This is a genomic window from Natrinema soli, from assembly GCF_028618695.1.
Genome location: NZ_JAQIVI010000091.1, coordinates 49,045 through 75,781 on the forward strand (window position 1 = coordinate 49,045; position 26,737 = coordinate 75,781).

Annotated in this window: 22 protein-coding genes and 5 pseudogenes; 17 read left to right on the forward strand and 10 right to left on the reverse strand. The window is 55.7% G+C overall.

Translation table 11 applies throughout. The features are described from left to right. Window positions 1-9: 9 nt before the first annotated feature. The 4 genes and pseudogenes from PGX04_RS05665 to PGX04_RS05680 all read right to left on the reverse strand — a co-directional run bounded on the left by PGX04_RS05665 (window position 10) and on the right by PGX04_RS05680 (window position 4,582). A complete protein-coding gene (locus PGX04_RS05665) occupies window positions 10-318 on the reverse strand; it encodes a cupredoxin domain-containing protein (protein WP_273737612.1) in 309 nt (102 codons plus the stop codon). Window positions 319-354: 36 nt separating this feature from the next. After that, complete coding sequence (locus tag PGX04_RS05670) at window positions 355-2,961, reverse strand: heavy metal translocating P-type ATPase (protein ID WP_273737613.1); 2,607 nt, start codon at window positions 2,959-2,961, stop codon at window positions 355-357. 87 nt (window positions 2,962-3,048) lie between these two features. Next, a pseudogene (locus tag PGX04_RS05675) lies at window positions 3,049-3,261 on the reverse strand (LIM domain-containing protein); the annotation flags it as partial. Window positions 3,262-3,302: 41 nt separating this feature from the next. Further along, a pseudogene (locus PGX04_RS05680) lies at window positions 3,303-4,582 on the reverse strand (RNA-guided endonuclease InsQ/TnpB family protein). A gap of 56 nt (window positions 4,583-4,638) precedes the next feature. Here PGX04_RS05680 and PGX04_RS05685 point away from each other — a divergent pair. Beyond that, window positions 4,639-4,779 carry a hypothetical protein gene (locus tag PGX04_RS05685; RefSeq protein ID WP_021780798.1) on the forward strand — a complete coding sequence of 47 codons (141 nt, stop codon included), beginning with the start codon at window positions 4,639-4,641 and terminating at the stop codon, window positions 4,777-4,779. Window positions 4,780-4,848: 69 nt separating this feature from the next. Here PGX04_RS05685 and PGX04_RS05690 read toward each other — a convergent pair. Further along, window positions 4,849-5,229 (reverse strand): annotated as a pseudogene (locus tag PGX04_RS05690) (Lrp/AsnC family transcriptional regulator); the annotation flags it as partial. A 129-nt stretch (window positions 5,230-5,358) separates the two neighbouring features. Between PGX04_RS05690 and PGX04_RS05695 the strand changes: the two are divergent. Beyond that, window positions 5,359-5,556, forward strand: a complete 198-nt coding sequence (locus PGX04_RS05695) for a heavy-metal-associated domain-containing protein (protein ID WP_273737614.1) — start codon at window positions 5,359-5,361, stop codon at window positions 5,554-5,556. A gap of 1,159 nt (window positions 5,557-6,715) precedes the next feature. Then, complete coding sequence (locus PGX04_RS05700; protein ID WP_273737615.1) at window positions 6,716-7,636, forward strand: ZIP family metal transporter; 921 nt, start codon at window positions 6,716-6,718, stop codon at window positions 7,634-7,636. Window positions 7,637-7,907: 271 nt separating this feature from the next. Here PGX04_RS05700 and PGX04_RS05705 read toward each other — a convergent pair whose 3' ends face one another. Next, complete coding sequence (locus PGX04_RS05705; protein WP_273737616.1) at window positions 7,908-8,840, reverse strand: WD40/YVTN/BNR-like repeat-containing protein; 933 nt, start codon at window positions 8,838-8,840, stop codon at window positions 7,908-7,910. Window positions 8,841-9,440: 600 nt separating this feature from the next. Between PGX04_RS05705 and PGX04_RS05710 the strand changes: the two genes are divergently transcribed. Then, a complete protein-coding gene (locus PGX04_RS05710; RefSeq protein WP_273737617.1) occupies window positions 9,441-10,727 on the forward strand; it encodes a Cdc6/Cdc18 family protein in 1,287 nt (428 codons plus the stop codon). Window positions 10,728-11,745: 1,018 nt separating this feature from the next. Here the strand turns inward: PGX04_RS05710 and PGX04_RS34085 are convergent. Together PGX04_RS34085 and PGX04_RS05720 are read right to left on the reverse strand one after the other, a co-directional pair. Further along, window positions 11,746-12,306: pseudogene (locus PGX04_RS34085) on the reverse strand (transposase); the annotation flags it as partial. Window positions 12,307-12,315: 9 nt separating this feature from the next. Further along, window positions 12,316-12,492, reverse strand: a complete 177-nt coding sequence (locus PGX04_RS05720) for a hypothetical protein (protein WP_273737618.1) — start codon at window positions 12,490-12,492, stop codon at window positions 12,316-12,318. Window positions 12,493-12,575: 83 nt separating this feature from the next. Here PGX04_RS05720 and PGX04_RS05725 point away from each other — a divergent pair, with 83 nt between their 5' ends. The 3 genes from PGX04_RS05725 (at window position 12,576) to PGX04_RS05735 (ending at window position 13,608) form a co-directional block, all read left to right on the forward strand. Continuing rightward, window positions 12,576-12,710, forward strand: coding sequence for a hypothetical protein (locus tag PGX04_RS05725; RefSeq protein WP_273737619.1), 135 nt, complete (start codon window positions 12,576-12,578; stop codon window positions 12,708-12,710). A gap of 106 nt (window positions 12,711-12,816) precedes the next feature. Continuing rightward, window positions 12,817-12,963: a hypothetical protein gene (locus tag PGX04_RS05730; RefSeq protein ID WP_273737620.1), complete on the forward strand. Its 147-nt coding sequence runs from the start codon at window positions 12,817-12,819 to the stop codon at window positions 12,961-12,963. Between the two features lie 405 nt (window positions 12,964-13,368). Further along, the gene (locus PGX04_RS05735) at window positions 13,369-13,608 is read left to right on the forward strand and encodes a hypothetical protein (RefSeq protein WP_273737621.1); all 240 of its coding nucleotides are present in this window, start codon (window positions 13,369-13,371) and stop codon (window positions 13,606-13,608) included. A 679-nt stretch (window positions 13,609-14,287) separates the two neighbouring features. Here the strand turns inward: PGX04_RS05735 and PGX04_RS05740 are convergent. Continuing rightward, window positions 14,288-14,908, reverse strand: coding sequence for a hypothetical protein (locus PGX04_RS05740; protein WP_273737622.1), 621 nt, complete (start codon window positions 14,906-14,908; stop codon window positions 14,288-14,290). Between the two features lie 595 nt (window positions 14,909-15,503). Here PGX04_RS05740 and PGX04_RS05745 point away from each other — a divergent pair. The 5 genes from PGX04_RS05745 (at window position 15,504) to PGX04_RS05765 (ending at window position 20,478) form a co-directional block, all read left to right on the forward strand. Next, a complete protein-coding gene (locus tag PGX04_RS05745) occupies window positions 15,504-15,698 on the forward strand; it encodes a hypothetical protein (protein ID WP_273737623.1) in 195 nt (64 codons plus the stop codon). Window positions 15,699-15,700: 2 nt separating this feature from the next. Further along, entirely contained in the window at window positions 15,701-15,973 is a 273-nt protein-coding gene (locus PGX04_RS05750) for a hypothetical protein (protein ID WP_273737624.1), read from the forward strand. A gap of 1,834 nt (window positions 15,974-17,807) precedes the next feature. Further along, window positions 17,808-18,179: a hypothetical protein gene (locus tag PGX04_RS05755; RefSeq protein WP_273737625.1), complete on the forward strand. Its 372-nt coding sequence runs from the start codon at window positions 17,808-17,810 to the stop codon at window positions 18,177-18,179. After that, window positions 18,176-18,709: a hypothetical protein gene (locus tag PGX04_RS05760; protein ID WP_273737626.1), complete on the forward strand. Its 534-nt coding sequence runs from the start codon at window positions 18,176-18,178 to the stop codon at window positions 18,707-18,709. Before PGX04_RS05755 ends, PGX04_RS05760 begins: the two co-directional genes overlap by 4 nt. Beyond that, window positions 18,706-20,478, forward strand: coding sequence for a ThiF family adenylyltransferase (locus PGX04_RS05765; protein WP_273737627.1), 1,773 nt, complete (start codon window positions 18,706-18,708; stop codon window positions 20,476-20,478). The genes PGX04_RS05760 and PGX04_RS05765 overlap by 4 nt, the downstream gene beginning before the upstream one ends. A gap of 114 nt (window positions 20,479-20,592) precedes the next feature. On the opposite strand, the gene PGX04_RS05770 is transcribed toward PGX04_RS05765, so the two are convergent. Continuing rightward, the gene (locus tag PGX04_RS05770) at window positions 20,593-21,186 is read right to left on the reverse strand and encodes a hypothetical protein (protein WP_273737628.1); all 594 of its coding nucleotides are present in this window, start codon (window positions 21,184-21,186) and stop codon (window positions 20,593-20,595) included. Window positions 21,187-21,857: 671 nt separating this feature from the next. Here PGX04_RS05770 and PGX04_RS05775 point away from each other — a divergent pair. The 5 genes and pseudogenes from PGX04_RS05775 to PGX04_RS05795 all read left to right on the forward strand — a co-directional run bounded on the left by PGX04_RS05775 (window position 21,858) and on the right by PGX04_RS05795 (window position 26,184). Then, complete coding sequence (locus PGX04_RS05775; RefSeq protein ID WP_273737629.1) at window positions 21,858-22,568, forward strand: hypothetical protein; 711 nt, start codon at window positions 21,858-21,860, stop codon at window positions 22,566-22,568. 25 nt (window positions 22,569-22,593) lie between these two features. Then, on the forward strand, window positions 22,594-23,823 hold the full coding sequence (locus PGX04_RS05780; protein WP_273737630.1) for a tyrosine-type recombinase/integrase: 1,230 nt from the start codon (window positions 22,594-22,596) through the stop codon (window positions 23,821-23,823). Next, a pseudogene (locus PGX04_RS05785) lies at window positions 23,823-24,260 on the forward strand (ISH3 family transposase); the annotation flags it as partial. The gene PGX04_RS05780 and the pseudogene PGX04_RS05785, both read left to right, overlap by 1 nt. A gap of 456 nt (window positions 24,261-24,716) precedes the next feature. After that, on the forward strand, window positions 24,717-25,640 hold the full coding sequence (locus tag PGX04_RS05790; protein WP_273737632.1) for a ParA family protein: 924 nt from the start codon (window positions 24,717-24,719) through the stop codon (window positions 25,638-25,640). Beyond that, window positions 25,633-26,184, forward strand: coding sequence for a hypothetical protein (locus PGX04_RS05795; RefSeq protein WP_273737633.1), 552 nt, complete (start codon window positions 25,633-25,635; stop codon window positions 26,182-26,184). The genes PGX04_RS05790 and PGX04_RS05795 overlap by 8 nt, the downstream gene beginning before the upstream one ends. Window positions 26,185-26,737 lie beyond the last annotated feature (553 nt).

Sequence of the window (26,737 nt, forward strand, 5' to 3'; positions counted from 1 at the left end):
TCCTCGATCTTATTCACAGGGGAGACGCTTGGATAGTGAGACGTCCCCTACAAGGACGACGCCGCACATATCCTCTCCTTGAAGTCCACAGTAGTATTCATAGATTCCCTCCTCCGAGAACTCATAGACGGCACTATCGCCAGATCGGAGAACCTGTGTTCTTAATTGCCACTGATCAGCAACATCGTGAAACTGCACACTATCGACGACGTGGGACGCCGACCCGACATTTTTCCAAACGACCGCCGTATCTGGGGATACTGTCTTCCGAACAGGATCAAAGGAGTACTCCTCCATTTTGACTGTTTCCTGTGCCATGGTTGTGTTAGACCTGTTAGAGCGGTATTTCGTTGATTAGCGCAGTCGGCCGAGCAGCTCATAGTCGTGGTCAGGAGTGTATCGCCGAAACAGTAGGCTGTTAGTCAACACGGAGACGCTGGAGAACGCCATCGCACCGGCAGCAAGCACGGGCTGGAGTAGCCCAAGCGACGCCAGCGGGAGCAACGTCGTGTTGTAACCTAACGCCCAGATGAGGTTCTGCTTGATCTTCTCGAGCGTCGCATCGGAGATACGGATCGCCTTTACCACGTCGTAGGGGTCATCACGCATCAGCGTCACGTCCGCGGCTTCGATGGCCACGTCCGTTCCCGAGCCGATCGCACACCCAACGTGTGCGACGGCGAGTGCAGGCGCGTCGTTGACGCCGTCACCGACCATCATCGCCTGTCGAGCCTCCGATTGGATAGCCTCGATCGCGTCGGACTTGTCTTCGGGGAGTACCTCGGCACGAACGTTCTCAGGGTCGATACCAACTTGCTCGGCGACTGCACGGGCGGTCCGCTCGTTGTCGCCGGTGATCATCATCACGTCGACTCCACGTTCTTGGAGCGCAATAACCGCCTCAGTCGCGCTCTCTTTGACCGTATCCGCGTCTGCGACGACGCCGACGAGGTCTCCTTCATAGGCGACCAACATCGCAGTTTTCCCCTCGTTCTCGAGGCGCTCCATCGTCTCCTCAGCGGGTGACGGATCGATCCCGCTATCCCGCAGTAGCTTACGGTTGCCGACCAACACCTCACTCTCGCTCACCGTGGCGCGGATTCCGTGCCCGGGGACGTTCTCGAAGTCGTCAGGATCAGTCACGTCGATACCGCGTTCTTCGGCCCCCTCGATGATAGCGCGGGCGAGCGGGTGTTCGCTCCCGCTCTCGGCCGTGGCAGCGAGCCGGAGTACGTCCTCCTCGGAGAGACGGTCACGTGTAGTGACCTGGCCCCCATCGGCTGCCGTGTCGCCACCATCAGTAACGGGCTGTCCGTCCGCATTGAAACCGACGACGTCGGTCAACTCCATTTCACCCTCAGTCAGCGTCCCGGTCTTATCGAAGACGACCGTGTCGACGTTCCTCGCACGTTCGAGAATGTCGCCACCTTTGAACAGGACACCATTCTGCGCGCCGATGGTCGTCCCAACCATTGTGGCTGCCGGAGTCGCCAGTCCGAGCGCACAGGGACACGCGATGAGCACCGCTGACGCGAACACGATGATCGAGAACTCGAAGACTGAAACGGTTCCACCGGCCACGGCCGGGCCGCCTGCGACCTGCCCCCACAGTGGCAGCCAGTCGACGAATCCCGCGAGTGTCTCGGGGAAAAGGAACCAGACAACCCCCCACAGGAGGGCGTTCGCGATGACCGCCGGGACGAAGTACGCGGAAATACGATCCGCGAGGTTCTGAATATCCGGCTGGCGGGACTGTGCTTCCTTGACCGTCTGGACGATCTGCTGGAGCGCAGTATCCTCGCCGACCTTCGTCGCCTCCACGACCAGCACGCCATTCTCGTTAATGGTCGACCCGACAACCTCGTCGTCTTCTTCCTTTTCCACAGGAACGGACTCGCCGGTAACCATCGATTCGTCGACGGCGGACTGGCCGTCGACGACAACGCCGTCAGTCGGAATCTTCTCACCAGGTCGGATCTTCATCTGGTCGCCGACTTCGACGTCCTCAAGTGGGATTTCCACTTCATTGCCATCTTCGTCGACGACGGTAGCTGTCTCGGCCTCCATCTCGAGCAGCTTCCGAAGGGCGTCACTGGCCTGGCCCTTCGAACGGGCTTCGAGGTAGTTCCCGAGCGTGATGAACACGAGGATGAGCGCGGCCGTATCGAAGTAAAGGCCGCCGGCGATGAGGCCGAGCAGGACGACCACGCTGTAGACGTATGCCGTGGACGATCCGAGAGCGATGAGGACGTCCATGTTGGCCTGCTTGTTCTTGACGAGCGCCTTGTAGGAATTCTTGTAGAACTGCCAACCGAGGACAGCTTGCACGGGCGTCGCGAGCAGGAACTCGATCCAGCCGAACTCGACGCCGAAGACAGTCTCTGGGAGAACCGTCCCGCCCAAGAGGAACTTCTCGACGACGAAGAACAGCAGCGGTGCCGACAGCACAGCCCCGAATAGCGTCAACCGGAGTTGCTTGCTGATTTCGGCCTGCCGTGCGGCGTCGCGGCGCTCCTGATCGGACTCATCGCTATCATTGTCATCGCGAACCGGCGTGTAGCCTGCATCCTCGATAGCGTCGTAGAGCGCCTCGCGGGAGACGTCGGCCGGATTATACTCGACCTGTGCCTCGTCGGTCGCATAGTTCGCCTTCGCGCTAATGACGCCGGGTACACTCTCGATCGCGTCCTCATTGGTCTCGGCACAGTTCGCACACGTCATGTCCGAGATGCCAATCGAGACCGTAGCGGTCTCGGCGTGATACCCCGCATCGTCGATCGCGTCGTATATCTCACCGAGCGATACCGCTTCAGAATCGTATTCGACGGTGCCCTCGTCGGTGGCGAAGTTGATATTCGCCTCTGAGACGCCGTCGAGATCATCCAGGGCATCGGTAATCGTCTGTGAGCAATTCGCACAGCTCATGCCCTGGATTTCGAGGTGTGTGGTCTGCGCACTCATTATGATATTATAGGGGCTCTCTTCTTACCCCTCTTTCTGATAGAAATGCAAAGTACGGGCTGCCCCTCTCTTTAGAATCGTAAGCGTTCACGCACCTTCTTCGAGACGGGTATACCGCTCCTCAAACTGACTCTGACAGGACGGGCAGCAGAAATGATACACCTCCCCATCAATGCGCGTGGATTCGCCTTGGCTATCGACAGTGTTGCTACATTCCGCGCAGGTGAGCGCGAACTCAGTCCCATCGAGTGACGGCCTCCATTCGACATCGTCCATCAACGTCACCGTATGACATCCTCCCCGGCGTGAACGCCGGGGTTTCCTCGCGCTGGGAGTCTCGGCTATGCCGAGTCCACGGAGGCAACTTGCGAGTTTGTGTGCTCCTCGTTGGGACAGGGAGAGCGTGATGACTCCAGCCAGTCGTGACTGTCCCACTTGAGGCACACGGGCCGTGCCATCGGCCGTGCTACCGTTTCGTGCCGCCTCAGGAACGTCTCGCTTGCAACGAGATCCGCGTGGCCTTCGAAGCCGCAAGAACACGTCAGCGTGTCCCGGTGCCGAGTCGTGTCCTCGGTCGAACCGCAGTTCGGACACGTCTGGGAGGTCCACGCTTCCGTGCGGACTTCGACGGAGATGCCATACTCTTCGGCGGTATCGGCGAGTCGTCCGACGAACCGCCGGAACGCCCAGAAGTTGTGCAGTTTGGCGTTCGTCCGAACCGACCAGTGCGTCTCGAGCACGTCGGTTAAGTCGCCGACGTACACCGTCGAAACGCCCTCGTCGTACAGTCGTTCTACGAGGTCGCGGGCGAGCGCGTCCATCGCGTGGTCGCGCCGTCGCGTCCGACGACGGTACAGTGAGTCGATCTGCTTCGAACTGTACCGCCCGTCCCGAAGCTTCGACTGGAGATCGGCAATCCGTTGCGTGGTCTCGCGGAATCGTTCGAACAGGTTGCGGCCCGCGTACAGGTACTGCTCGCCGGTCGAAACCGTACAGGCGACGATGTTGTTCGCACCGATATCCAGAGCGGCGGATTCGTCTGCCAGTGGTTGTGCCAGTCGAGAATTGTCGATAGTGACTGGCTGAAAGGCCCTGAACGTCTCGCTCACATCGTCGTAATACAGTTCCAACCGGCCCTGCTTGTCGTACTCTTTCCAGTTCGGATTGCTGCGAACCTCGAGCCGGAGGCGTTCTTGGTATCCAAGACCGTACTCCTCTTTCAGGTCTTGGCCGACGAGTATCTCGAGCCGGGAGTATTCGCCCCACTCGACCGAGTACGACGTGTTTCGGATGTACGTCCGCAGTTCGCGGCCCTCGTCTTGGTTGCCCCAGAAGCCGGGCTTGCCGTTGGCTTCGCCCTTCTCTCGGAGTGCGAAGAACGAGCGCCACGCTTCGCGGTTCTTGCGTTCGATCTGCTGAACGGTTGACGCGCCGAGCGTACCGCCGTACCGTCCGCGGTATTCGTCGATCTCCCAAACGTCGCCGTCCGGGTCGTCGAAGTTGGTTCGACGCTGGTAATTGATCTCGTTCCAGAGAGCGGCTGAAGCGTCCAACAAGCGGCGAAGTATCTCCTCGTCCTCGTCGGACTGAGGAACACTTCGAACTCGTTGGTGCGCTTCATCGCTACATCTGTGTACGAGCGCAACTAGCATAAACCTACGGGTTCTCGTAGATACCGTGTCGAACCACGTTAACATCGAAGTGCCCGACGACGAACAGTACGAGCGCATCAAACGCGTGAAAAACGAACACGGCCTGACGTGGCGTGGGATGTTGATCCACGCCGCCGACGACTTGGAGACTCCGGCCGGGGAGTAACCGGTTGTTCGCGTCGTCGAGTGACGCGATTCACGCCCGGTAAACGGCGGGACTCTCTCGCTGTTTTAGGTAGTCGACGCCATCGGTGTCGACGAGAAATCCATCGAGCCACCGGCGAACGTTCTGTACCTGTGCGCGGGCGTCCAGATTTCGCCGTCTGCGGTCACGAACACGTGTTCGACCGCCTCAGCACTCCCTATCTGATCAGTGAGGTCGTCGACATCTCCATTGGTGACGTCCACCTGGATGAACACCGGGATGCCAGCTTGAAGCTGGGATCGATCAACATCGACCGCGGTTAATAATTCCTGTCTCCTGAAGACGCGACACGCGGTCCGAGACGGCCGGTCCTGAGAGACCCACCTCGTCGGCGATCTCGCTGAACGGCCGCCGCGCATCCTCTCCCAAGAGCGTCAGAATCTCTATATCGGTTTCGTCGAGGTCTCGCATACAATGAGTTACTACATCAAGAATCCATACAGCGTCGATACTAGCTTTCACCTTCAAAGAAGTTCTGCTGCTCTACTTTGGATTGGAAGGAGAAAGTCACAAAGAATAGGCTCCCGTATCTCTATCTGTATGAGCGAGACAATTACGGTCGAAGGGATGACGTGCGGGCACTGTGAGCAGACCGTCGAAGAAGCGCTCGAAGACGTCACGGGTGTGACGGCGGCGACGGCCGACCGCGAGGCAGAGACAGTAACTGTGGAGGGTGATGCTGAAACGCAAGCGCTCGTCGAGACTGTCGACGAGGCAGGATACGAGGCATCAGCGTAAGATCGTCTGCAACTAGCGGTATTCGAGCCTTAGAAGAAGACCAATGTCGGGTATTTCATCACCAATACACGCTACCGGTCGAAGATCATTGCCGCGATGGCTCGACCAGTATACGACGTATGGGCTCTATGGACTATTCATCGGAACGATTCTGTGTCTCGCTGCGTTGTTCACGAATCCGGTTCCTGACCCGTCGTTTCCGTGGGCAAGTTTGCCGGCTTCTCTTCGTCTGCCAGTCCAGCAGCCACGAATTGAACACTGGCCGGTCACCTATACGGTCGGGATCTGGCTGTGGATCATCGGATTTCCAACACTGTTTCTGGCCGGATACAGGCGGTATGGATCAGACCTTCGGTTCGGTTCTGAGCTGTGGCTCGCTGGGCTGCCGATGCTTGCAATGCTCGGGTGGACGACCTATTGCAGGTTCTTCTGGCCCAAACTGCATCCACCGACCTGGAACGCACCATCCTACACCCTCGTCTGTTGGCTCTACTGCTCCTCGTACGATGTAATTTGGAGCAATGCAGCGTACGCCGTGGTTCTGATCGGCCTCGGCACAACACTACTCGCAGTACGACGGTCGCGACTATCACCGTATGCACTTGTCGTATTCGGGGTGTTGGCGTTCCCGCTCGGTCTACCTACGATATATGCCGGGTACCAGCGGGTGACGCGATCACCCAGGTGAATGATTCTTTGGTTGGGATCGCCGTTTATCACGCGAACGCCTCACAGCTGGTGAGCGTAATCAACTGTTCGAGCGGGAGATATTGCAAGCAGTACCTGCTATCACCCAAGATAGATCGAAACCAGTGCGAAGCCACCCACTTTTTCAGCTCTTCTGGCTTAACCTGACGCTTGTCGCGCTGATGCCTGTATTGTATGTGGCCTCATTCAATGGGGGTATCACGATCATGGTTTGAAACGCTGGCAAGTACTTACATCAAACGGAAAACACAGAGGATCACGTTGCTAATTCGGCGCACTTTTCTACTAGTCAAATTAAAGTATTAGACTAGTCTAAAGCCATGCATGGGTAACACAGTGTCCTGCTGCATTCGAGACGAACGAGACATTGCTGCGCTGGTGGAGGCCATCCGAGTATATCGATACACTCGCCGTTATACCGTAGCGATTCAGAACCGTTGGGGAATACTGAATGACAATTGAAGAGCTGTTCGTCGACCTTGTCGGAACAGATCCAGTGGTTCAGGGGCTCGCTGGTGGACTGGTCATCGCATTTTTCAACTTCGTTGGCGCATCAGTCGTCCTCGTCTGGCGGAACCCGACCGAAAAATGGCTCGATGCCGCGCTTGGATTTGCTGCTGGGGTCATGCTATCAGCGAGTTTCACGAGCTTGCTTCTCCCCGGCATTGAGTTCGCGTCCGAACCAGGATACCGCGCGCTCCAACTCGGCGGCGTCGCGCTTGCAGGTGTTGTTCCCGTACTCGTCGGGTTCTTCTTGGGCGTCGCAGTCCTCGACCGCGGTGAACGGTGGGTCCAATATGTCGGTCCCATGATCAGTAATCGACTTGTCCCCGATTCAGAAACACAGACTGACGGTGGGGAAGACAGTCACGGGCACGCCCACTTCGCTGGATCGGCAACCACTGAATCCGGTTCGGTGAACGCCCGTGTGATGTCTGTCCTGCTGTTTACGGTTGCCATCACGCTGCATAATATGCCGGAAGGACTCGCGGTCGGGGTCGGCTTCGGGAGCGGTGATGTTTCAGGGGGTATCGCGCTCATGCTCGCGATCGGGATTCAGAACATCCCGGAAGGGCTCGCAGTCTCGGTCGCGGCGATTAACGCTGGTCTCGGCCGTCGCTGGTACGCGGCGGTTGCAGGCATTCGCGCCGGCCTCGTCGAGATCCCACTCGCGCTCTTCGGCGCGTGGGCCGTCATAGTTGCCGCTCCACTACTGCCGTACGCGATGGGGTTCGCTGCTGGCGGGATGCTCTACGTCATCGGCGACGAAATCGTCCCTGCAACGCACTCACGCGGCCACGAACGAGTCGCAACACTTGGGCTGATGATCGGCGCGGCACTCATGCTCACGCTCGACGTGGTGCTCGCATAGCCTTGTTACTCCGTCTAATTTGCCTCGTCAGGCACTACTAGATTGGGATCAAAAAATGATAGATCAGTAATGTATCAGCTCATCCCGCCGAAAACGGCCGCTTCGGCGATCTGCCGTTGTTCACTCGTTGATACTACTGCAGCGATGGAGCGGGGATCGAACGAGATACCCCGACGCCGCCCATCAGTTTCTCCTCAATCTAGCAGTGCCCCTCGTCACTATGCTCGATCCATTCAAGAAGCGTGTTCTGAAACAGCTAAGCGAGAGGAGCTCAGCAGACCGCAAGCGATCGAATCCCTACTGGTACCATCCCAGCATCGGTCCACGACCCCTTCTCGTCGCGGTTGATGAATCGGCCGGCGTTCGTACCCGCCAGCACATGCCCATCGACGTCAGTCCACGCGAGAATAACCTCAGCTGGCCCACCAGGGTACGTGACGGACTCAAAGGTCTCACCTCGATCCGTTGATTCCAATAGGACCGCGTCAGCACCTCCCTCACCGCTCCACGTCCCTGGCGAACTTCGTGCCGCCGCTGCATACAATCGCCCATCAAGTGTGAAGGCCTCGCGGAAGTATCGGTGATTGAGCTCCGTGTCGAGCCGCGTCCACGACTGCCCGGCATCGCGCGTTCGGTAGAGGCCATCACCGCACGAGGCGACGTACTCGTCTGCCCCGAGGACGAGGACGTGGTGGACGTCGTCGTGGACGCCGTCACGGCGCTCGGTCCACGTCTCGCCTTGGTCCTCGCTGACGTGGACGCCGCCGACCTCGACTCCGGCAATCACGCGGTCGGGTGTTTCCGGATGCACGCCGAGACTCCTCACATGGGCTTCGTTGCGGTGACGCGGCGTATGCCACTGGTCCCGCGAGGGGAGGTCCTGAAAGCCCTCGAGTTCGCGCCACGTCTCACCGCGATCAATCGAAACGTAGAGGTGCGCAGGATGGATGCCGGCGTAGAGCCGCTCACCGTTGGGACTGGCGACAACCGAGTACACCTCCTGTGGGACGCCGAGGTCTTCCCATGTTCGCCCATCATCCATCGACCGATGCAATCCCGACTTCGTGGCTGCGAACACGCCGTCGATATCCGGAAACGTCTGTACTCGGGGTGTGTCACCGCTATCAAGCACCTGTTCGACATCGTCGACGGGAATGGATGCTGTACGAAAGACGCCGTCACGAGTACCGATGAGTACCGCCATGGTAGAAGTATGTCCGCTGCCTGATTAACCTCTGGGTCTGGGGAGTTTTGTTGTGAACCGTTCCGCGAACTCATGCTCACCGCCACTGTCTATAACCTCGAACGAGCAATCAAAGAGAGATCCCTGCGTCTTATGCGAATTCAATAGAGCATTCGAGTCGAAAAAGGAATTCGAAAAGGGATACCACGATTTCAGGTGGAGGTTGTTCCGTACAAGATGATAGGTGAGAAGTGTGTATAGAGATACCGGACGTAACCGCTACTTCCAAGTCCTGTTTCTTTTAAGAACCCCTCCCACCCCACTGTTTCCAACTTAGGGAGAAACACGTAGAAGGAATAGCGGAACCTAACACAACTAGCCTCTCATCTAGCCTCATCTAGCTGCGTTTTTCGCTAGTGCGGTTTTGGTTTTAGCGTTATTGCAATAAGTCTTTCTCTCTTTCTATAGCAACGTATAGCTGATTCCACCTGTTCTCACGGGGAGGTTGGAAATGGTGGGGGGAGTGTGTTTTATAAGTAATCCGCTGGTTGGAAGTGATGGTAGGGGGTTGAAGAGTTGGAAGACGTGGTTTTATGAGGATATCCTGTGTGGTGTTGTTACATGGGCTACTTCGACGATGATGGATTCCTTGACGAACATATCATCAAAGACCGTAGCATCCTGAAACCCGAGCACAAACCCAAGAAACTGGAAGAGCGAGACGAGGAACTCGAAGACTATGTGAAACTCCTCCGCCCTCTACTGAAGGGCTGGGATCTCGACAACATCTTTCTCTACGGCCATTCCGGTGTCGGCAAGACCGTCGCAACTCGTACTCTTCTCCCCGATTTACGGGACAAGGCAGAGGAACAGGATATCGATGTGGATATCCTCGAAATCAACTGTTCATCCGCAAATACGTCCTACCAATCGACGATCGAACTCATTAACGAGGCCCGCAATCCCGAGTATCCACTGACGACACTAAACCTGGACAAATCTGAGCTGAGTAAGACAGGCTATCCTGCTGAACAGGTCTATGATGAACTCTTTGACGACCTGAACAAGGGAGCCGAGAATATCATTCTCGTACTCGACGAGGTGAACACTCTCAGCACCGACAGCGAACTTCTCTATCAGCTCACTCGTGGACAGACAATGCACAAACTCGAGGCCGAGCTGTGTATTATCGGGATCAGTAACGACTTCAATTTCAGAGACGATCTCCCTGCACGGGTAAAGGACACGCTCTGCGAGACCGAGCTTCACTTCCCTGCATACGAGCAGGGTGATCTCATTTCGATTCTCTCGCGTCGCGCCGAGCAAGCGTTCTACGAGGGGACGACTGAAAACGGTGTCATCGAACTCTGTGCGGCTCTAGCATCTCGAGACCGTGGCTCGGCTCGCCAAGCTATCCGACTACTCCGGAAAGCTGCTGAACTCGCGGAGAACGAAGCAGTGGAGACAGAAGATAGTGACTGTATCGAGGAAGGACACGTGCGAAACGCTGAGGATATCATTGAGCGAAATCAAGTGACAACTGGCATCCGTAAACTTCCATCACATCGGAAGTACGTCTTGCTGGCGACCACAAATCTCTCTGCCCAAGGGAAAACACCCGCTCAAACAAGAGACATCTATGAGTACTACAAGTCAGTGGCGGAAGAGTTTGGACGAGACCCACTCACTCGACGTGGAGCGCACGAACATCTGCTCGAAATGTGTGATAACGGTATTCTCAAGAACGTAAACCGAGATCAGCGCGGTCGTGGGCGACCGAACAAATACAAACTTGACACACCCCTTGAAACAGTGATCGATGCATTAGAGCAAGAAGAGGACGGTGAAATCGGGGATCTGGACAATCTACGTGAAAAAGCAAACCGGCAAACCACACTCACTGAGTGACTTGGAACCAGTGGGGTGTCGTCTTTTATATACCTCGAAGCGATGGAACGGTTAGAAGCGCTGGTAACGGACCTATCCCGACGTAAGTTGGAAAACATGGGGTGTTACTGATTTAAAGGATGGAACGGTTGGTTGGGTTGGAAATGATGGTATGACGTGCGTCAGACATGAGTTGGAAGTCGCGGGGGGTGCTGGTTTAAATACTTGGAAGCCTCGGTTAGTGGCAGTATTCCCGATCACCAGCCGTGGGCAGAAGCAGGTGACGGTCAAAATGAACACGGGTTCTACGGACCAGTCAAGGATAGCATGAGCAACACGAGAGTCGAAACGACGCTTGTTGGACTTCTTCCGGACGAGGAGTACGACCAGGTCCAGGTATTCCTGACGAATCTCGCCGTCACCGACGAGATTCGTCTGGATCGCTGTTCGACGCGTCGCCAGATCAAACGCTACACTCACCGTACGGGAATAGAGAACTCCTACGGTAGGATCAAGCAGTTTGCGCCGTGGACGACCTCAAGAGAGTACGCAGTACGGTTGTTCCACTTCGGGATCGCATGCTGTTGTACGATATGTGGTTGCTGGTCGATCTGCTGGTTCAACGATCGCTCGATATCGCTGAGTTCCGCACGAAACCGCGGGTCATCGCCCCGCGGTTTCGTGGCTTCCTCAGACGGAGGTTGGTCGCATTGCTGTAAAATCCACTCTGGGTTTGCCCCTCGTGAGAGGTATTGCTGTCCAGCCCGCCGAAATTCTTGTCCGAACTGCGACTGACTGCCACTCAGCGACGTGAGTGGCAGTCGAACGCCAGTCGACCGATAGTCAGTACCTGATGTCGGCTAGGTAGCTGCTCAATGTACGGTCCGAGCGTTCGTTTGGGCCCTACTCCGGCTGTGGTGAACGGGCACCGATAAGTCTCAGGTGGGTATCTCGGAATCGGACGAGGTCGGGACAAAATAAAGCGGCGCTGAACAGTGCCGCCGCTCACGAACCGGGTGATCACAGAGGTAGCCGGGCGTCAATCAGGCGGGTCGAGACCGTAGCACTGCTTCGCCACGGTTAGGAACTGGTTTGCGTCCACGCGCGGCGCATACGTCCGATTCTCGCCGCCGATAGCGAGCTTCACGAGTAGATCGACCAGCCGCCAGACGTTGTAGAGGACGCACGCGAACACGAAGTTGAAGAACCGATAGTCGCGTTCCGTCGAGGTGGTCCGCACCATGAAATGCTTTTGCTTCTTGAAGCCGTTCTCGATGCCCCAACGATGACGATACCACCGAATCAGCCGCTCGGTCATGTGGACGAACGCCTTGCCGTCCATCTGCTGATCGTCGGCGTCAACGGCGGTTACGTAGGGATGATTCGTCTCGAATACCACGGTTTCGCCGGTGTCCACCTCTCCGTCCTGTGCTTTCTGCTTACGCTCTTCGACGTCCTCTTCGCGCTGGATGTCCGCGAGCAACCGCGAGAACGACATCCCCTCGCTCGGTTCGCCGTCCACGTCCTCGAACTCCCACTCGCCGCACAGCTCCGTTCATACTGCTGAGAGATTGTCGTCTTCATCCTCGTCGTCGGCCGAATTCGACCATCACAAAAACGCCGGCCAGAGGCCAGCGTTGAGCTCCCATCCAATGTCAATGGGTATCGACTTGGATGGGTCCGAAATCAGGTTTGACAATATGGCAATTGGCTTCATGTCGGAACGTGATTCGATTTCGAGTGCGTCGACGAGTTCGCCGAGGTCGTCGAGAACGAGAGTGTCCATGATCCGATGCCGCAGCAGTCGCTTGAGGTGGTTTCATGACGACGCAAGACTCGGACCATCGTACTGATCGATGTATTCCAGATATGGACGGGATCGACTGGGGACCAGCTCGTGAATCGCTCGAGGACGGCGAATCGTACCCCGAGTGCGGATACGAGTTTGACCATGAGGAATGGGATGTCCGTCACATCTCCGGTCCGTCTCTCGGAGAAGACTAGATCTACACGTGCCCCGGATGCGAGCAGGAAACCTGCGTGATCGGAACATGACCTCGAGCGAACAATCCGCTGAACTGATTTATCTCTTGAAATGGCAACTGCTGATATGCCAGAAGATGAATTTACAGCGGCGTGGCACATTTTGGCAGACAACTCGTTTATGTACTTTGTTGAGAGGGTCCGGAATCTTGACCCATCGAACGGGTATTCGAAAAAGGATATAGTTGATGCTGCCGGAATCTCGACGAATTAGGTTTATCGCGGAGAAGTAGATTTCACGGATCAAGCTGTTGATCTTGGTCTACTTGAGGAGTCGGAAGGGCACTTCTTCGTAAATGAGGGGAGTGAACTATTGCAGCGGCTAACTCTTCTGGATGCTGCAGTCGATAGGAGACTCGAAGAATTCGAGTCAGTTGATTCCTAAGCGGTAGATCACCCGGACTCTTCGAGCCCCTGGATTGGGCAAAGATCTGAGCGAGATTCAATCGGCACTTCTATGAGCAAATGTGTAGTACTACACATTGATGACCGACGGAATCCGAATGCGCTGCCACAAGTGCGATCACGTCTGGACGTACACTGGCTCCATGCCACGGGGCTCGTATACGAACTGTCCAAATCGCGACTGCCGGTACAAAGTCCAAATCCCGGTGGATGAATGACCTCAAATACTTCTGCTGAACGAGCCGCACAAGGTGAACAAGATGATTTAGATTCCGAAACAGAGGAGGACCAAGGTGGAACAATTGATGCGGGCGAAATGAAGTTTGCAAGCTACTTTGGCTGGATAGCTGGATATTTTATTCTGTCTGGGTCTATAGCAACTTTCATCTACGCTCTTCCGAAGTACATTGTTGGTGGAGAGCCTTCTGTCGATTTCTCTGCGACGGTGAGTTGAATGAGTGCTGATATGAACGGATGTCTCATCGCCTAAACTAAGCGTTCTGTTGACCGATCCCGACCCACGCTATCGCTACCAACAATCTGCTTCACAAGAGCGTTCATCTATTTGCGGTGGCTCGGAATTGCCCCAGCGATCGCGTCGGCTTTAGAACCTCTTGGTGGTGCAGCAGATGGAATTCTCGGCGTAATCGCTCTTTTGGCCAATTATCTACTGATGGGGTTACTTCTACTCAATGCCGAGGGTGTAAAGGAGTGGTTCGTAGAACGCGGCCTACTTTGATCAATAGCCCGGACGGATCTCGCATGGGCTCAAGGACTACCTATCACTCGGCAGCTCAAACTCCTAAAACGGAACAGCGGAGCGCCCGGCGTAGCGGGCAACGACTGATGCTGGACGGGATGATCGGATGCCGCGTGCAGTGGACGCGACAGTTGGTGGTATCCGTCGGGGGAGCATCAATCTCGCGCCTGTCACCACAATGGCTTTAGAACGCGAGTCGAAAGACAGCGCTGGCCGTCGCGTCTGCCGGTCACTCGGAGGTTGCACTGTTGCCCCTGCCGAGGCCGACCGTCACGGCGGCCGTTCTAAGCGTGGCGCCCTGCAGATTGGCGTTTATTACCGTATTACCGAAAAGAGAACTATGTTACTCGTGAGTAATAGCGTTATACCGTTTCTACTCGATATCTATCTCTTCTGGCTCTGAATCACTACTCTTCTGTTCTGGGGCCCCACCGACACTCACACAATCGAAGAATTCACTGAGTACGAATAGAAAGTCGTTGCAGGCGTCTACATACCCCATGTGGTGCCCGGCGTATTCTCCCGGACCGCACCGTTCGATGTCGTCCCAATCGGGGAAATCTCCGTAATCTTCTTCGTAGTCATTTTGGTGCTCTTCATCGCCGCCCCGAACCATCACCGAGTGGCGCGCTTCCACCTCGCCGTCGACGACGCGGAACCACCCACGACCGCCGATCGTCATTGGCTTGGAGTCGGCGACGAGACGGCCATTCGACGCCTCGAGAATCGCCCATAACTCGTCGGCGCTTTCGTACTCGAAATGCGCACCTTTCTCGCGGTCGTACTCTGCTTTGTAGCAGTCGAAGCAGTAGTACCGTTCGTCCGTGCCGGGTTCGATCTCCTCACCGGGGCCGGCAACCTGTTTCTCAGACACGACGTCGTCGTGTGCGTGCTCGATGTTCCCATAGAGGACGCGGTACGTGAGGTCGTCACCGGTAAGCGTCGTCTCACAGTGCCTGCATTCGGCCGATGCTTGCTCACTCTCGCTACTCATCGGTTCCTCCGGAGCGTTCAGTATCCGTGTGTAGTGATCGGCCAAAATGCTGAGGGCCGGATATGAATAGATAGGACGTTGTGCTGATAAACTGGGTGAATACAATGGCTGACCCCAAACGGGCCGTAGCCGTTTGTGACCGTTGTGGATCAGTGTACGCCGCAAAGGTCCTCCTATCGGGCCAAGTTCGTCCGATAGGAACGCAGAACTGTTCCTGTGGGAATAGTGAATTCCAAAGGGCCCAGTGATCAGTACCGCCTGAGTAGTTGCCGGATTCACCCATCGATCTCACCCCGCTCCCGCTCGAGTTCCCACCGCCCAACTACGTCCACGTCGACGCACGAGTGCGAGCAGATCACCTGCCCGCGGAGCACGGCGCTGCGCTCGAAGTCGAATCTCTCGTGGTATCTGAACGCCTGCCCGTCGCGGGCCTCGAAATACCACTCTCACTCACTGAGTCACTCCCGAAGCGATATCCCACGGGACAGCAACACTCCGCATGGCCGGACGGTCGGCCACTCAGGGAGAACAGACCACGGTCCTCGCATTCCACTTTCCCGATGGATCCATAGCCCTCGAGCCCCGACTGTCGCGTATGCCCGAAATCCCCGACACCGACGACCTTGAGTTACTGGATACCACCGAGGGTATTGAGTTCTACAAAGACGGCGAGAACGTCGTTATTTCAAGTGAGTCCATCCGAGCGGGAGAGGACGGCGTCAGAATCACCTACGATTCGCTGGTGAATGCTGTCGTGGAACTCCGAGACCAGTATCGAGAGGGCGAGTGACTATGCCCGAATCTCGAACCCAACGCTTCCGCGGTCGCTCGCTGCCCGATCGTGACGACTGGCAGGTCTCGACCGTGTCCCGTCGAACGACCAACACGGCGACGACCGAGTACTCGCCGGTCACGGAAACTGACGTTGCGATCGACAAGTCACATTTCTACGTGACGCTTCGCCGGGAGAGCGAGTATCGCTTTCACTCCGCCGAGTACGAGTACCTGGTCGTCGCCGATGGGGCGCTCGGCGAGCTGGATGAATGGCTCGAAGGTGGCGAGTAACTGGCCGTGCCGGAACTATCGATCCAGCTGCTACAATTTCTGGCAGTAATGGTCTCTGTGATGTTTGTCTCGATTCGGTTCGTTCACGGCCAAAACACCGACGAACCGTTCGTCAACTCACAATACATCTACTCGAGCACTGATGCGGATGGTGTCGATTATCAGGTCCATCTACCGTATTCTACGGTCTTGTTGGGTGCTGCGTTCGTCCCACTACTGCTAGCATTACTGACTCTCGTTGCGAATGTGGTTGCGTATGGGTACTGGGGACAGACATACCACTCGCTGTTTCTATTCGCAACCACACTCATGTTCGTTGGATTAACGGCACTCTCTCTATTCATCCTCTATTCACTCCCACAGTTTCGCATCTCGGTTGTGTAGGCCCGACTCTTTTTATCCGAAGCCGAGCCCAACCCCCACATGCGAACTCCAAAAGAGGACTTGCTTGTCGTCGAGGCGCTCGTCGAATACCACGTGGATCGAATGGACACCCAACCCGAACGGGGGGCTCGAGCGTAGGTGCTGGCCGGCGAGATCGCCGCGAGTCACGGGCTGGGGATTGAGGATGCGCTATCGCAGCGGGCAGAGGTATAGTGCAGCCCGATAGAATGACTTTCTCGAATGCTCCACTGCGAATACTAGGCCGACGACTGCCCGGTGATCACTGCCAAGCGGATACTCGTGTACTTCCGTGAGTCTGGAAATTCGTAGGTAGTAGTGTCGTTCTTGTATATGAGCACTAGCCAAGAGAGTTACTTCCTCCAAAGGAGTTAGGCTTGAGACAGATCACTATATTTCGGATCGTATCCTTGGTTATCAGTGAGAGTCGCCATACGAATTGCCGTGGGAGCTGACAAACGTTGAGAGCGTGGTGCTGGAACAGAATCCGCATTCGAGGGGATTTCAAGTCGTCGCGTAGGTAGGCCGCAGTCAACCCGGGAGCGAAAACCATATTATCAACCACTGTGACACATCGGCCAAGTGTACGGGGGAACAGATACAGAAATCAGTCCTAGTCCTGCAGGGACTACTGTAACGACAACTGCAACGGTTAACCCACCTGTCTCACTAGACACCTTCGACCGAGTCCCGATCCATATCACGTTTTACCATTCGGACGGAGAATCATGGACACGTGAATTCAAGAAAGGAATGCGTGCGCGTCTTCTGCTCGGCCTTTGGGACAAATTCGGTCCCTTCTACCCTGTTGAGGGCAGTACACCTGACGAGATTCTCACCGCTGGACGGAAAGCACAAGCAGCGTACTGGTATGTGATGAAATCTCACTCGCTGAGTGAGGTGGCTGGTGCACTCAGCGTACAGAAGGCGACGATTAGTGTCTATTCGAGCCAAATTAGGTGGACGTTCCAATAATGGACTCTCGCGTACGCACGTGCGTGACAATAAGGAATTCACCAGCGAGAGAGTCTTAACAGCCTGTTTACCGTCAGGCTTATATGCGGGACTATTGTGTGTTCGATTGGTTAGTGAGACGGCGAGGCGGTTTATACTGTTCTCGCCAATTCATAATTTTACGAACGCTCTCAGATAGAGCTATCCCTGTGTGTATTGGTAACTCCACCCGCGTTCATTTATATCACAGTAATTTAAATACCCTATCGGTACAAATTACGACAGGTCCGTAACGACCCCTGCCTCGCCGTCTCACTAACCACCTCGGATCCTAACGGATGCGGGACAAGACGGTCGGTGGGTTAAAAACTACGACCGGAGTCGATGCCCGCGCGAGTGGGTTTCGGTCGCAGTACGCCCGCCGTGTTTCCGGCTGTGAAGCGGTCGGACTATCACTACCTTCGGAGGTAGAAACGGTGTGCCAGCGGAGACTCCGCGTCGCCCCTGCCGAGAGGGCATCTTGGCAGTGGTATACATGAGTAACGATAACTCAAACCCGACCGACGAATCGCAGAAGAACAAGAATGCGGACAGCGGCCACAGCCTCGGCGACGAAGGTGAAGGCGTCCACGTCGTCCACATCGGCGGCGAAAAGGAGAAGTTCAACAGTGACACGGTGAGAGCCCACGAAATCATCTCGCTGGTTGAACCCGATGCCAACGAGTTCACCCTAGAAGCACGTAGCGGAAACTCTACCGTCGAAGAGTGGGGGCCTGACGATCCTGTGGACCTCACCGAAAAGCACCGGAGCCATTTCCGAGTGATGGCCCGTGGCGGGGGCAACTCGTGAGTTCAGTGAACGATACCCCTGACGGGACGCAAGCGGACCAACCCCTCGACGACGAGTGGCCGGACCTACACATTCCCGCGAACCACGAGAAGTTCAACGACAAGTTCCGAATCGGACTGCACCACCTCCAGAACCGCCTGGAAGACCCGACGGTCCGGCCGGTGGCGTTCGGCCGGAACCAGAATACGGTCTACATCACGCTCAACGAGTTTGAACTCGACGCCGACCTCTGGGAGGAGGACGCGACGGACGTTTATATGAACGTCCCCGTGAACTTCGGAACCGGGATTCCCTATGGGTTCGTCACGCACCCGCCCGTGAACCGCACAGACGGTAAGCCAGTGAGCCGTCAGCATCGCGGGAGACCCGATGCTCAACCGCTGGCGGACGCACTCGGCGTATCCAATAGTGCCATCTCGTGGTGGTCCTACAAGTGGAAGGGTATGACCGTCAACGACGGCGCGGACATGAGCAAGGGCATCGGCATCATCCACCGCCGTCTCTCGGAGAAGGAGGGCCATAACGCATGAGTGGTGACGATTCGACCGCGAACGGAGGTGACGGCACATCCACCTTCGGGGGTAACTACACAAACGATGAGGATGGCGAAGCCGTTTCCGACAAGACCGGCACTGAAGATGAAACCCGGAAATCAGAACCCGACCGACTCACCGCATTACATGACTGTGAAACGGTGAACGCAACAGTCGGCGCTAATGAAGTCCACCTGTCGATGACCCGTGAGCGATGCCGGGAACTCCGAGGGATTCTATACCCGCACCCCGAGCATCCCCACGCCGAACTCGGCGAACGTGGTGTCATCGGAATCATCATGCCGAGTACAGGCCGCAATCGAACCACATTCATCCTCCGCGAACTCGTTATCCCCGACCCAGAGTTTGAGGTCGGAGATCGCGGCGATGATGATCCGTGCGATATCTACGAGGAAGGAACCGGGTTCGACAAACGGTTTTGGTTCGACACCTCCTACCGGAGCCGAGCGACCGATAAGGCGGCCGCACTCGAATCGGACCGAGCTGGTCTCGTGTACTTCCACACCCATGGACCGGGAGTCGGTGTCGAACCGAGTCAACCCGACATCGATGGGGCTGAACGTGATTACCGACTTCACTGCCGACACTTTCACGATGACAGCCCTATGCTGAAGGCCATCGTCTCGGCAAGTAGCGGTACAATTGACCGGACTGACGAGGAAGCTTACCTTCCGGAAGCCGACCAGCTTCGCTGGCATGTCCGTTCGTTCCGGCCGGACGAGCCTGACGAACCCGTACGCGCTGGTGCAGTTCGGGTTGTTGGTCCGCGCATCGAAAAGCACCCGACTGATATCCTCCCTGACGGGCCAGCAGGTGCCGGAGGGAAACCCCAATATGCCGCGCAGAACTCTACAGAGCAACTGTGGGGCGAACCCGGTCAGCAAATTCTTGCAGGCCTCCGAGTCGGCCTCGTCGGCTGTGGCGGCGTCGGGTCGATACTCTCTGAACACATCGCTCGTCTCGGCGCTGGCGAGATGGTCGTTGCTGACTTCGACAATATCGAGTATGGGAACTTGAACCGAGCGCAAGGAGCAACCGAAACGGACGCTCGACTCGAACGCTCGAAGGCCGAAGTCGCAGGCGCACTCGCCATGAAAAGCGCGACCGTGGACGACTTCGAGGTCCGCGTCATTGAAGGGAGCGTTATCGAGGAAGATCCTGAGGACGCTGTAATCCCAGCCCTCCTTGACTGCGACATCATCGTCAACGCAGCAGATAACGCATGGGCGCGGACCGTCCTCGACGACCTCTCCTACGCACACCTCATTCCCGTCATTACAGGTGGCACCATTCTTCGGATGGACGACAGTGAGACGCTATCCCAGAGCGCAAAATCGGAAGTGATGGTTACTGGACCAGGTCATGTCTGCATGGAGTGCGCGTACGTCTACAATCAGGACGACGTATCGACTGCCATGCGTCCGCCTGATGTTCGAGGCGACGCCGCCTACGTCCGAGGTGGCGTGGACCTAAATGACCAATCTCGCGCCCCGTCGGTCATAGGGGCGAACGCGACGGTTGCCGGAATGATAGAGTACCGGCTAAAGGGACTTGCCCTCGGTGTCACCGAACGCGTCGTTGGCGTTCAACGACACTTCCCCCGTACCGGGTTAATGGAGTGGGGTCCGACAGATGAGTGCAAGGACTCGTGTGGACGGGCCGAGAGTGACCATCTTGGGATAGGCGATGCGTTCGACCTCCCAACAGGGACTGACCCAGATCTCGCGTACCACCGCGAATCCTAGGACCTTTTCCGACATTCGAATTTTTCGAGGTGGGGTTGTAGTAGAACTCGAGTATCAGACTGAAATCGGAGCGTTCGCTGGCGGCGAGGCAGACTGAGACCTGAAGACAGAACCCTATTCTCTCTTTTTGCGTCCGAACAATTGGTCTATGTCGATTTCCAGCGTTTCCCACCCCTTCTGAAGCACCCAGATAAGAAAAGCGAACACAATCGCGATGTACGACACGAGAATGGACGTTAGCCCCACAGATAGGATCTGTGTAGTCGAAAAGGGCGACGAAACGGTCCCGATTGATTGAAGCGAGCCAAACCAGACAATCATTCCCGAGATTGTAGCAGCAAAGATCCCTATTGAAAGTATCTGAATATGTGGTTGTCCTATGAACTCTTGGATGGTCGGATCGCTATTATCTCCTTCAACTCTCACGTCTGATGGGATCGGCCAATCTGATTCTTCTCGATCGAGCCAGTAGATGATCCCATTATTGACTGACTCTTGATCGATGACACCGAGTTCTTCCATCTCAGAGAGGCGCTCTCTAATAGTATCCCTGTCGAACTCGCCGTCAAGTTCGGCCTTTATCCGTCGGATCGGGTAGTAGGGACGATCTCCATGATATAGCACCTTGGCGACATGGCGTTGTTGGAGTTCGCGATTATTGTCGAGTTCAAGGGGTTCTTGCACCCATTCTGGAAGGTCCGAATTCATCGTTCTGTATTCACCGAACCCCTTTCGGCAATTGCCGAATGGCGTTCTTTGATTTGCGAATGTCTGTTTTCATGACTGAATAAAGTAGCTGTCGGCAGTCGGAACAGGTGATGCTCACAACGCATCAACATCGAAAACTGGAGGGACCATACTATGAGTGAAATCGCAGCGATGGTTCTCGGGGGTCTTGTAAGCGTGCTCTGCCTTCTCTCTTGGTCACTGGTCACGGATGCTGTGCCTGGCCATGTGGGCCTTCGAGGGACCCTATTCGGTCTAATAATCGCACTGATAGCTGGGTTTACTGTTTACCTCACCTTCGCAGGGCAGAGGTAGCAGGTAGACCAACAACCCCTTCGTTTCGTGTACGGTCTCCAGAGTGTGTCTGACGTTGGTTTTCGGCCGATTCATATCTAGCGGAAGTGGGTACAGATTCGTATAGCACTATACGATTCATCGGATTGTCGCCACCTACCGTCAGTATACGGTGTATCTTGGTTGTCCACTCCGGACAACCCAGTACACGATAGCTTTTAGTGACTGTCACGAATACAGAGAAGTACGAAAATGACGGTCTTAGAATGCACCCAACCCGGAGCATACGGACTTCTCGAGTGGGGAAACGATGAACGACCAATCTGAGGAACCAATTATGCAGGACGGGGGGAAGTGATATGGTTGATCTGAACGACTTCGGTGCTGGTGTTGATCATGACCCGGGCCCCGAAGACGGCCTCCGGCTTGAATTGTCGAACTGGATTCGCTCAGACGATATTGACGTATATTGGGACCGCGACCACGACTTCGGATGGGGTACGTTCGACATCAACCAACGCCACCGGCCAGACATGGTAGTCGACGGCCCGGCGAGAACGTACGCTATAGAGGTCAAAATTGGCGAAGACAGCGCGAAAGTCCATGACGGTATGATGCAACTAGTCAAATATTGGCGTAGTTACGTCGATGGCGACGATGTGTACCGCGCCGATGGAAAGCGTCTGAATATAGATGCTTTCCTGATTGCCAGCAAGCACAGTCCCTATGGCCGCTTATACAGCAAGCGCGGCGGTGGCGAATCGATGGGTGATGGTACTGGTAGTCGTCAGAATGCAGTAGAAATCGGCGAAATACCGAAAAAGGAGTTTATCGCAACCGAACGCGCCATCCGCGTTATGTGGCGACTGACCAAGGAACAGCGCCCTGACGCTACCTGCGGCATTGGGGCTCTGTTGTCCAGTAAATTAGACGGGGACGCGGGTGGGGTAGAACACACCACTCCCGGCGCACAGTACAAATCCCACGGCGGACAGCAACCAGATGGTTGGTCTAATCCTCGATATCAGTGGTGGGAATACATCCCGTTTTACGAGCGAGGTGAAGCATGAAATCTGGCGGGGGTAGCTCGGACCAATGAACCGACAAGACCGAATCCGCTGGTCGCACAAATCCCTCGAGGAACTCCAGTCGTTTTGGAACAAAGAAATAGAACCGGAGCTGCGACGCGCCGGTCACGATCTCGACGAACGACCGACCTACCAGGATCTCCTCGAGGTAGGATACGGCGGGCTACAGGATGCACTCCGCGAACAGCACGATACGACGCTTTCGGAGTTCTGCCGGTCGGTCGGCTACTTTGAAGCCGATGATTCGGACGCCTACCCGTGGGGTATCGACGCCGAAACCACCGTCGACGAACTCGAGTCCTACGTCCGAACGCTCGACCGGCGGCGGAACCTCGCCGAAAGCACGGTCACGACGAAACGCTCGCGACTCGCTACCTACGCGAGACTCTATCGCGACGTCCACGGCCAGGCCGACCTCGTCGATCGCCTCGCCGACCTCGCACACCAAGCCGACGAGATTGAACACGTCCTCGCGGTGTTCGACGAACTCGACCGGGACCTCGAGAGCGCCGAGTCAAAGCTTCGATACCTCGGTGACGTCTCGCAGTTCTACGAGCACCTCCAGCGCCGCGGGAAGGCCGCGTACAACCCCGCGGATACGATCGACATGGAGTATGGATGGGAACGAACGGAACCCGATAACGCTGCCCTCTCGAGCGAGCAAGTCCGGCGGCTGTACGACGCCGTCGAGACACCTGACGAGGAGCTACTGGTACTCGCGCTGTGTGGGTGGGGCCTTCGACGCAACGAAGTCGCAGCGTTGCACGTTTCCCAGCTCGTCCTCGAGGGCGACGACCCGCACATCTATTTCGAGGAACGAAAGAACGGGCCGGGGACGGTCGCGTTGATCTACGGCCGCGGGACGCTGGCGGATCGGATCGACGCCCTCGGTGGTCGTGACCGAGGGTGGACGGGCTATCTGTTCCCCTCGAGGCAAGCCGAAAGCGGCCACGTCGTCGGTGAGACGATACAGGCCCGATTTCAGCGCGTCGCCGACCGTGCGGGTGTCCGTGTTCGTGGGGAGATGCCGACCTCGAAAATGGGCCGGCGCTTCTGGTATACGACGTATCTCGGCTCGCAAACACAGTTACTCGAGAATCTGGATGCAATCGCTGAAGACCAGGGGAGTTCGGACGCCAATGTCGTATTGAAAAACTACCTCTCGGAAGGTGAACGGCGGAAGTATCGGCGCGAGTACATGCGCGAGCGGTTAGCTGAGGCGTTTGGGGTGCAGTAATCGAGTTCCCGCTCGCGGTTGCTGTCTCCTATTACGCCGGAGATCGCGGAAAACATGGTGAGGTCGTCCGAGGATACGTGGCGTGCGATCTGACTGATCGCACGCCCAAGCAGGCCGAACAACTCTATCGAAAGCGCTCAGCCATTGAAACAAGCTACCGGGTGTTTCGCCAAGCACGAGCGATAACGCCGATCCAAGGACCTGTCGTCCGGTTTACGTTCGTGCTGGTTGGATTTCTGATGGAGAACCTCTGGCTCGTGCTGCGCTGGGCGGTCGTCGCCCGCCCACGGCGGGGCGGGCGCGACCTCCCTGAGGAATTCACGTTCAAGACCTTCTGTGACTGGATCAGACACGCATTGGAGGAGGAGTTAGAACGGAGCTGGGAGATTGAGATGAACGGTGTAGGTGTGCCCGAAGCGTACGCGCCGCTGTCCGGACACGCTCCCCCCGAGTTCTTAAGGGGGGTTGCGACGGTCGTTTTCTTGGCTGCTTTTGGTCATGTCCTCTCTTACGACGTACAGAAATATATATCAAATAGGTCGGAAGTATACTCTCCGGGAGTCTGTCCGTGTGTACTGGAACACCGAAAGATCTCCCATAAATGTCTGTGTGTGCCGAAACACTCGATTGTTACCAGTTTCAGAAGACAAGCTTCTGACGCGCCTTTTCCCGTGAATACCTCTGATGTTTGTGTGTACCAGATAACTCAAAACATTCGGAATATATGGGAGGCTCAAGAGTTCTGTAATACGAAATTATAAGTGTGACTCCTACACATAGGGAAGTGTGACGGTATTCCAAACCTACCAAAATACGCGGCACATGCGAGACACAATCACTATTGGTAGGGTTGGGACATCTGCAACTTCCAACCAATCAATGGTGAAAAAATAATGGCAGAAGATATTCAGGGACTACCTGGTGTAGTCACGGCGCTGCAGAAGGGTGGAGTAACGAAAACGTCCCTCGGCCTCAATGTTGCTGATCGAATTGCAGCTCAAGACAACGAGGTCGTGATGATCGATCTGGATCACGATTGCCACTTGACGAGCCTACTGCTCAATGATGAGACGGAGGAGAAGGTACTCAACGATGACGATTCTCATGTCGGGAAGGCGATGTTCGGTGATGTCGATCCAGAGGACCTCTTGATCGAAACAGAATTCGGCATCCATCTGCTCCCGAGCACGAACATAATGGGCGAGGTCGTTGACCGAATGAAGAATACGACGTATGGGGTGAATAAGCTCCGTAACGAAGTCATTGCGCCGCTTTACGAGAAGGGCTACGACTACTTCTTGATCGATCCACCAGGCGGGGAAGGACAGATGCTTGATGCTGCATTTGTAGCTGTTCAAAGAACGATCATCCCCATCACACCCGAAGCAGGGACAGTAAACGGTCTGGCGCGACTTCTTGAACGGACGGTGTCCCCCCTCCGGGACGAGGGCAATATCCCAATCGAGATCGTTGCGATCACACCGAACCGAATGCAGGAGACGATCAGTCGGGATAGTAGTGAACAGCAGATCGCCAGGGATCTAAACGAGTCTTTCCGCGAACACCTGCCAGACTACGCGAAGGTCGACCTCGAAGTTTTCGAAACGATCGATGAACTGGGTGAGCGACTGACGGAGATTCCGAAACCTGGGCTTCGGGAACGAAAGTCGATCAATGACGCCTTCAAAAATGGTCTGCCAGTCGCTCAGTATGACCAAGAGTGTGACCAGATCGAACACTTCGACACGCTTGCTGAGCTAGTGATCGAATCCTGTGAGGCGGAACAAGAACAGGAAGAGGTGGCTACGCATGGGTGAGCGAGACCTCGCAGGCCTTAGTGATAGCCTCGCGAATCCGGGTCAGACCGAACCTGATGAAGATGAGGACTCTGCTGAGTCAGAACAGCAGTTAATGCAGTCGGAAGAAACCAGTGCTGTAGAAGATTCGGGCTCGGTGCAGTCGGAAAGCAGTCAGGAACAGATTGACGCTACTGGTGACGCAGGTTCGGCTGGTGCGCCACAGTCTTCGGATCCGTCTCGGTGTCAGGAGATCACTCGAGAGGGAACCCAGTGTGACCATGAAGCTCAGCCGGGCAGTAAGTACTGTAAAAAGCACCAGCCGGACAAATTCGGCAATCGATCTGGCCAGTTCCAGCGAAAGCAGTGGAATCTTCTGCCTGAAGTCAGTGAGGCCCTTTTCGAGGATAGTGTTACATCTGACTCGCTTTACATCGACGTCCAGAAAGAGTTGGGCGAGAACTTCCAGAAGAAGTCGGTCGAGAACAAGATGGGGGAATTCCTCCTAGCGAATCAGGCGGAATTCATCGAGTTCATGGCTCAAGAATTCGACACTCAAGAGTAGTCAATACGCGATCTTCTGTTCTGCTTTGTTCGAAGGATTCGTTCCTATCGATACATTCGATACTCACAGAAGATCTGTATGTCCCATGTCTTTGGCTTGTTGCTAGTACCGAACTCGAGGCCATCCACAGCATCTGTTTGAGTTGTTCGAAAAACCTGCGCATCTGGGTAGATTTAATAATATAAGTATTCCACACTTCAGAGTGTAATGGAGGATCTGTGTGTTCCAGAACTACTGAAATATCGATATATGCGAGTATCATTCCTATTGGTTTGTGCGCCCCTATAGTTCTGAAACATCTGAATGTTCTCTGTGTATCAGTACATTCAGAATGGCTAAAACTAGATGTGTGTAGTGGATCAGAGACTAACCGCCACACCTGTTTTCTGTGTATACTGACATACACAATATATTCGGAATGTTTGGATCTTGTGTGTATCGACAGGTGTGGGATTCTGTGTATATTGAACGTTCCGTATCTTTTGGAACTTCTTGACTTCAAATGGGAGCGGAGGGCCATCGATAGTCTCGGAGCTTCTGGAATATTTGTGTG

Excerpts from the sequence above, each read along its gene's own strand:
- PGX04_RS05725 (WP_273737619.1), top strand. The coding sequence starts at position 12,576 with ATGGACGGGATCGACTGGGGACCAGCTCGTGAATCGCTCGAGGACGGC.
- PGX04_RS05750 (WP_273737624.1), top strand. The coding sequence starts at position 15,701 with ATGCCCGAATCTCGAACCCAACGCTTCCGCGGTCGCTCGCTGCCCGAT.
- PGX04_RS05735 (WP_273737621.1), top strand. The coding sequence starts at position 13,369 with ATGACCTCAAATACTTCTGCTGAACGAGCCGCACAAGGTGAACAAGAT.
- PGX04_RS05695 (WP_273737614.1), top strand. The coding sequence starts at position 5,359 with ATGAGCGAGACAATTACGGTCGAAGGGATGACGTGCGGGCACTGTGAG.
- PGX04_RS05720 (WP_273737618.1), bottom strand. The coding sequence starts at position 12,492 with ATGGACACTCTCGTTCTCGACGACCTCGGCGAACTCGTCGACGCACTC.
- PGX04_RS05665 (WP_273737612.1), bottom strand. The coding sequence starts at position 318 with ATGGCACAGGAAACAGTCAAAATGGAGGAGTACTCCTTTGATCCTGTT.
- PGX04_RS05770 (WP_273737628.1), bottom strand. The coding sequence starts at position 21,186 with ATGAATTCGGACCTTCCAGAATGGGTGCAAGAACCCCTTGAACTCGAC.
- PGX04_RS05740 (WP_273737622.1), bottom strand. The coding sequence starts at position 14,908 with ATGAGTAGCGAGAGTGAGCAAGCATCGGCCGAATGCAGGCACTGTGAG.
- PGX04_RS05795 (WP_273737633.1), top strand. The coding sequence starts at position 25,633 with ATGGGTGAGCGAGACCTCGCAGGCCTTAGTGATAGCCTCGCGAATCCG.
- PGX04_RS05765 (WP_273737627.1), top strand. The coding sequence starts at position 18,706 with ATGAGTGGTGACGATTCGACCGCGAACGGAGGTGACGGCACATCCACC.
- PGX04_RS05775 (WP_273737629.1), top strand. The coding sequence starts at position 21,858 with ATGGTTGATCTGAACGACTTCGGTGCTGGTGTTGATCATGACCCGGGC.
- PGX04_RS05700 (WP_273737615.1), top strand. The coding sequence starts at position 6,716 with ATGACAATTGAAGAGCTGTTCGTCGACCTTGTCGGAACAGATCCAGTG.
- PGX04_RS05730 (WP_273737620.1), top strand. The coding sequence starts at position 12,817 with ATGCCAGAAGATGAATTTACAGCGGCGTGGCACATTTTGGCAGACAAC.
- PGX04_RS05790 (WP_273737632.1), top strand. The coding sequence starts at position 24,717 with ATGGCAGAAGATATTCAGGGACTACCTGGTGTAGTCACGGCGCTGCAG.
- PGX04_RS05745 (WP_273737623.1), top strand. The coding sequence starts at position 15,504 with ATGCCCGAAATCCCCGACACCGACGACCTTGAGTTACTGGATACCACC.
- PGX04_RS05780 (WP_273737630.1), top strand. The coding sequence starts at position 22,594 with ATGAACCGACAAGACCGAATCCGCTGGTCGCACAAATCCCTCGAGGAA.
- PGX04_RS05710 (WP_273737617.1), top strand. The coding sequence starts at position 9,441 with ATGGGCTACTTCGACGATGATGGATTCCTTGACGAACATATCATCAAA.
- PGX04_RS05670 (WP_273737613.1), bottom strand. The coding sequence starts at position 2,961 with ATGAGTGCGCAGACCACACACCTCGAAATCCAGGGCATGAGCTGTGCG.
- PGX04_RS05705 (WP_273737616.1), bottom strand. The coding sequence starts at position 8,840 with ATGGCGGTACTCATCGGTACTCGTGACGGCGTCTTTCGTACAGCATCC.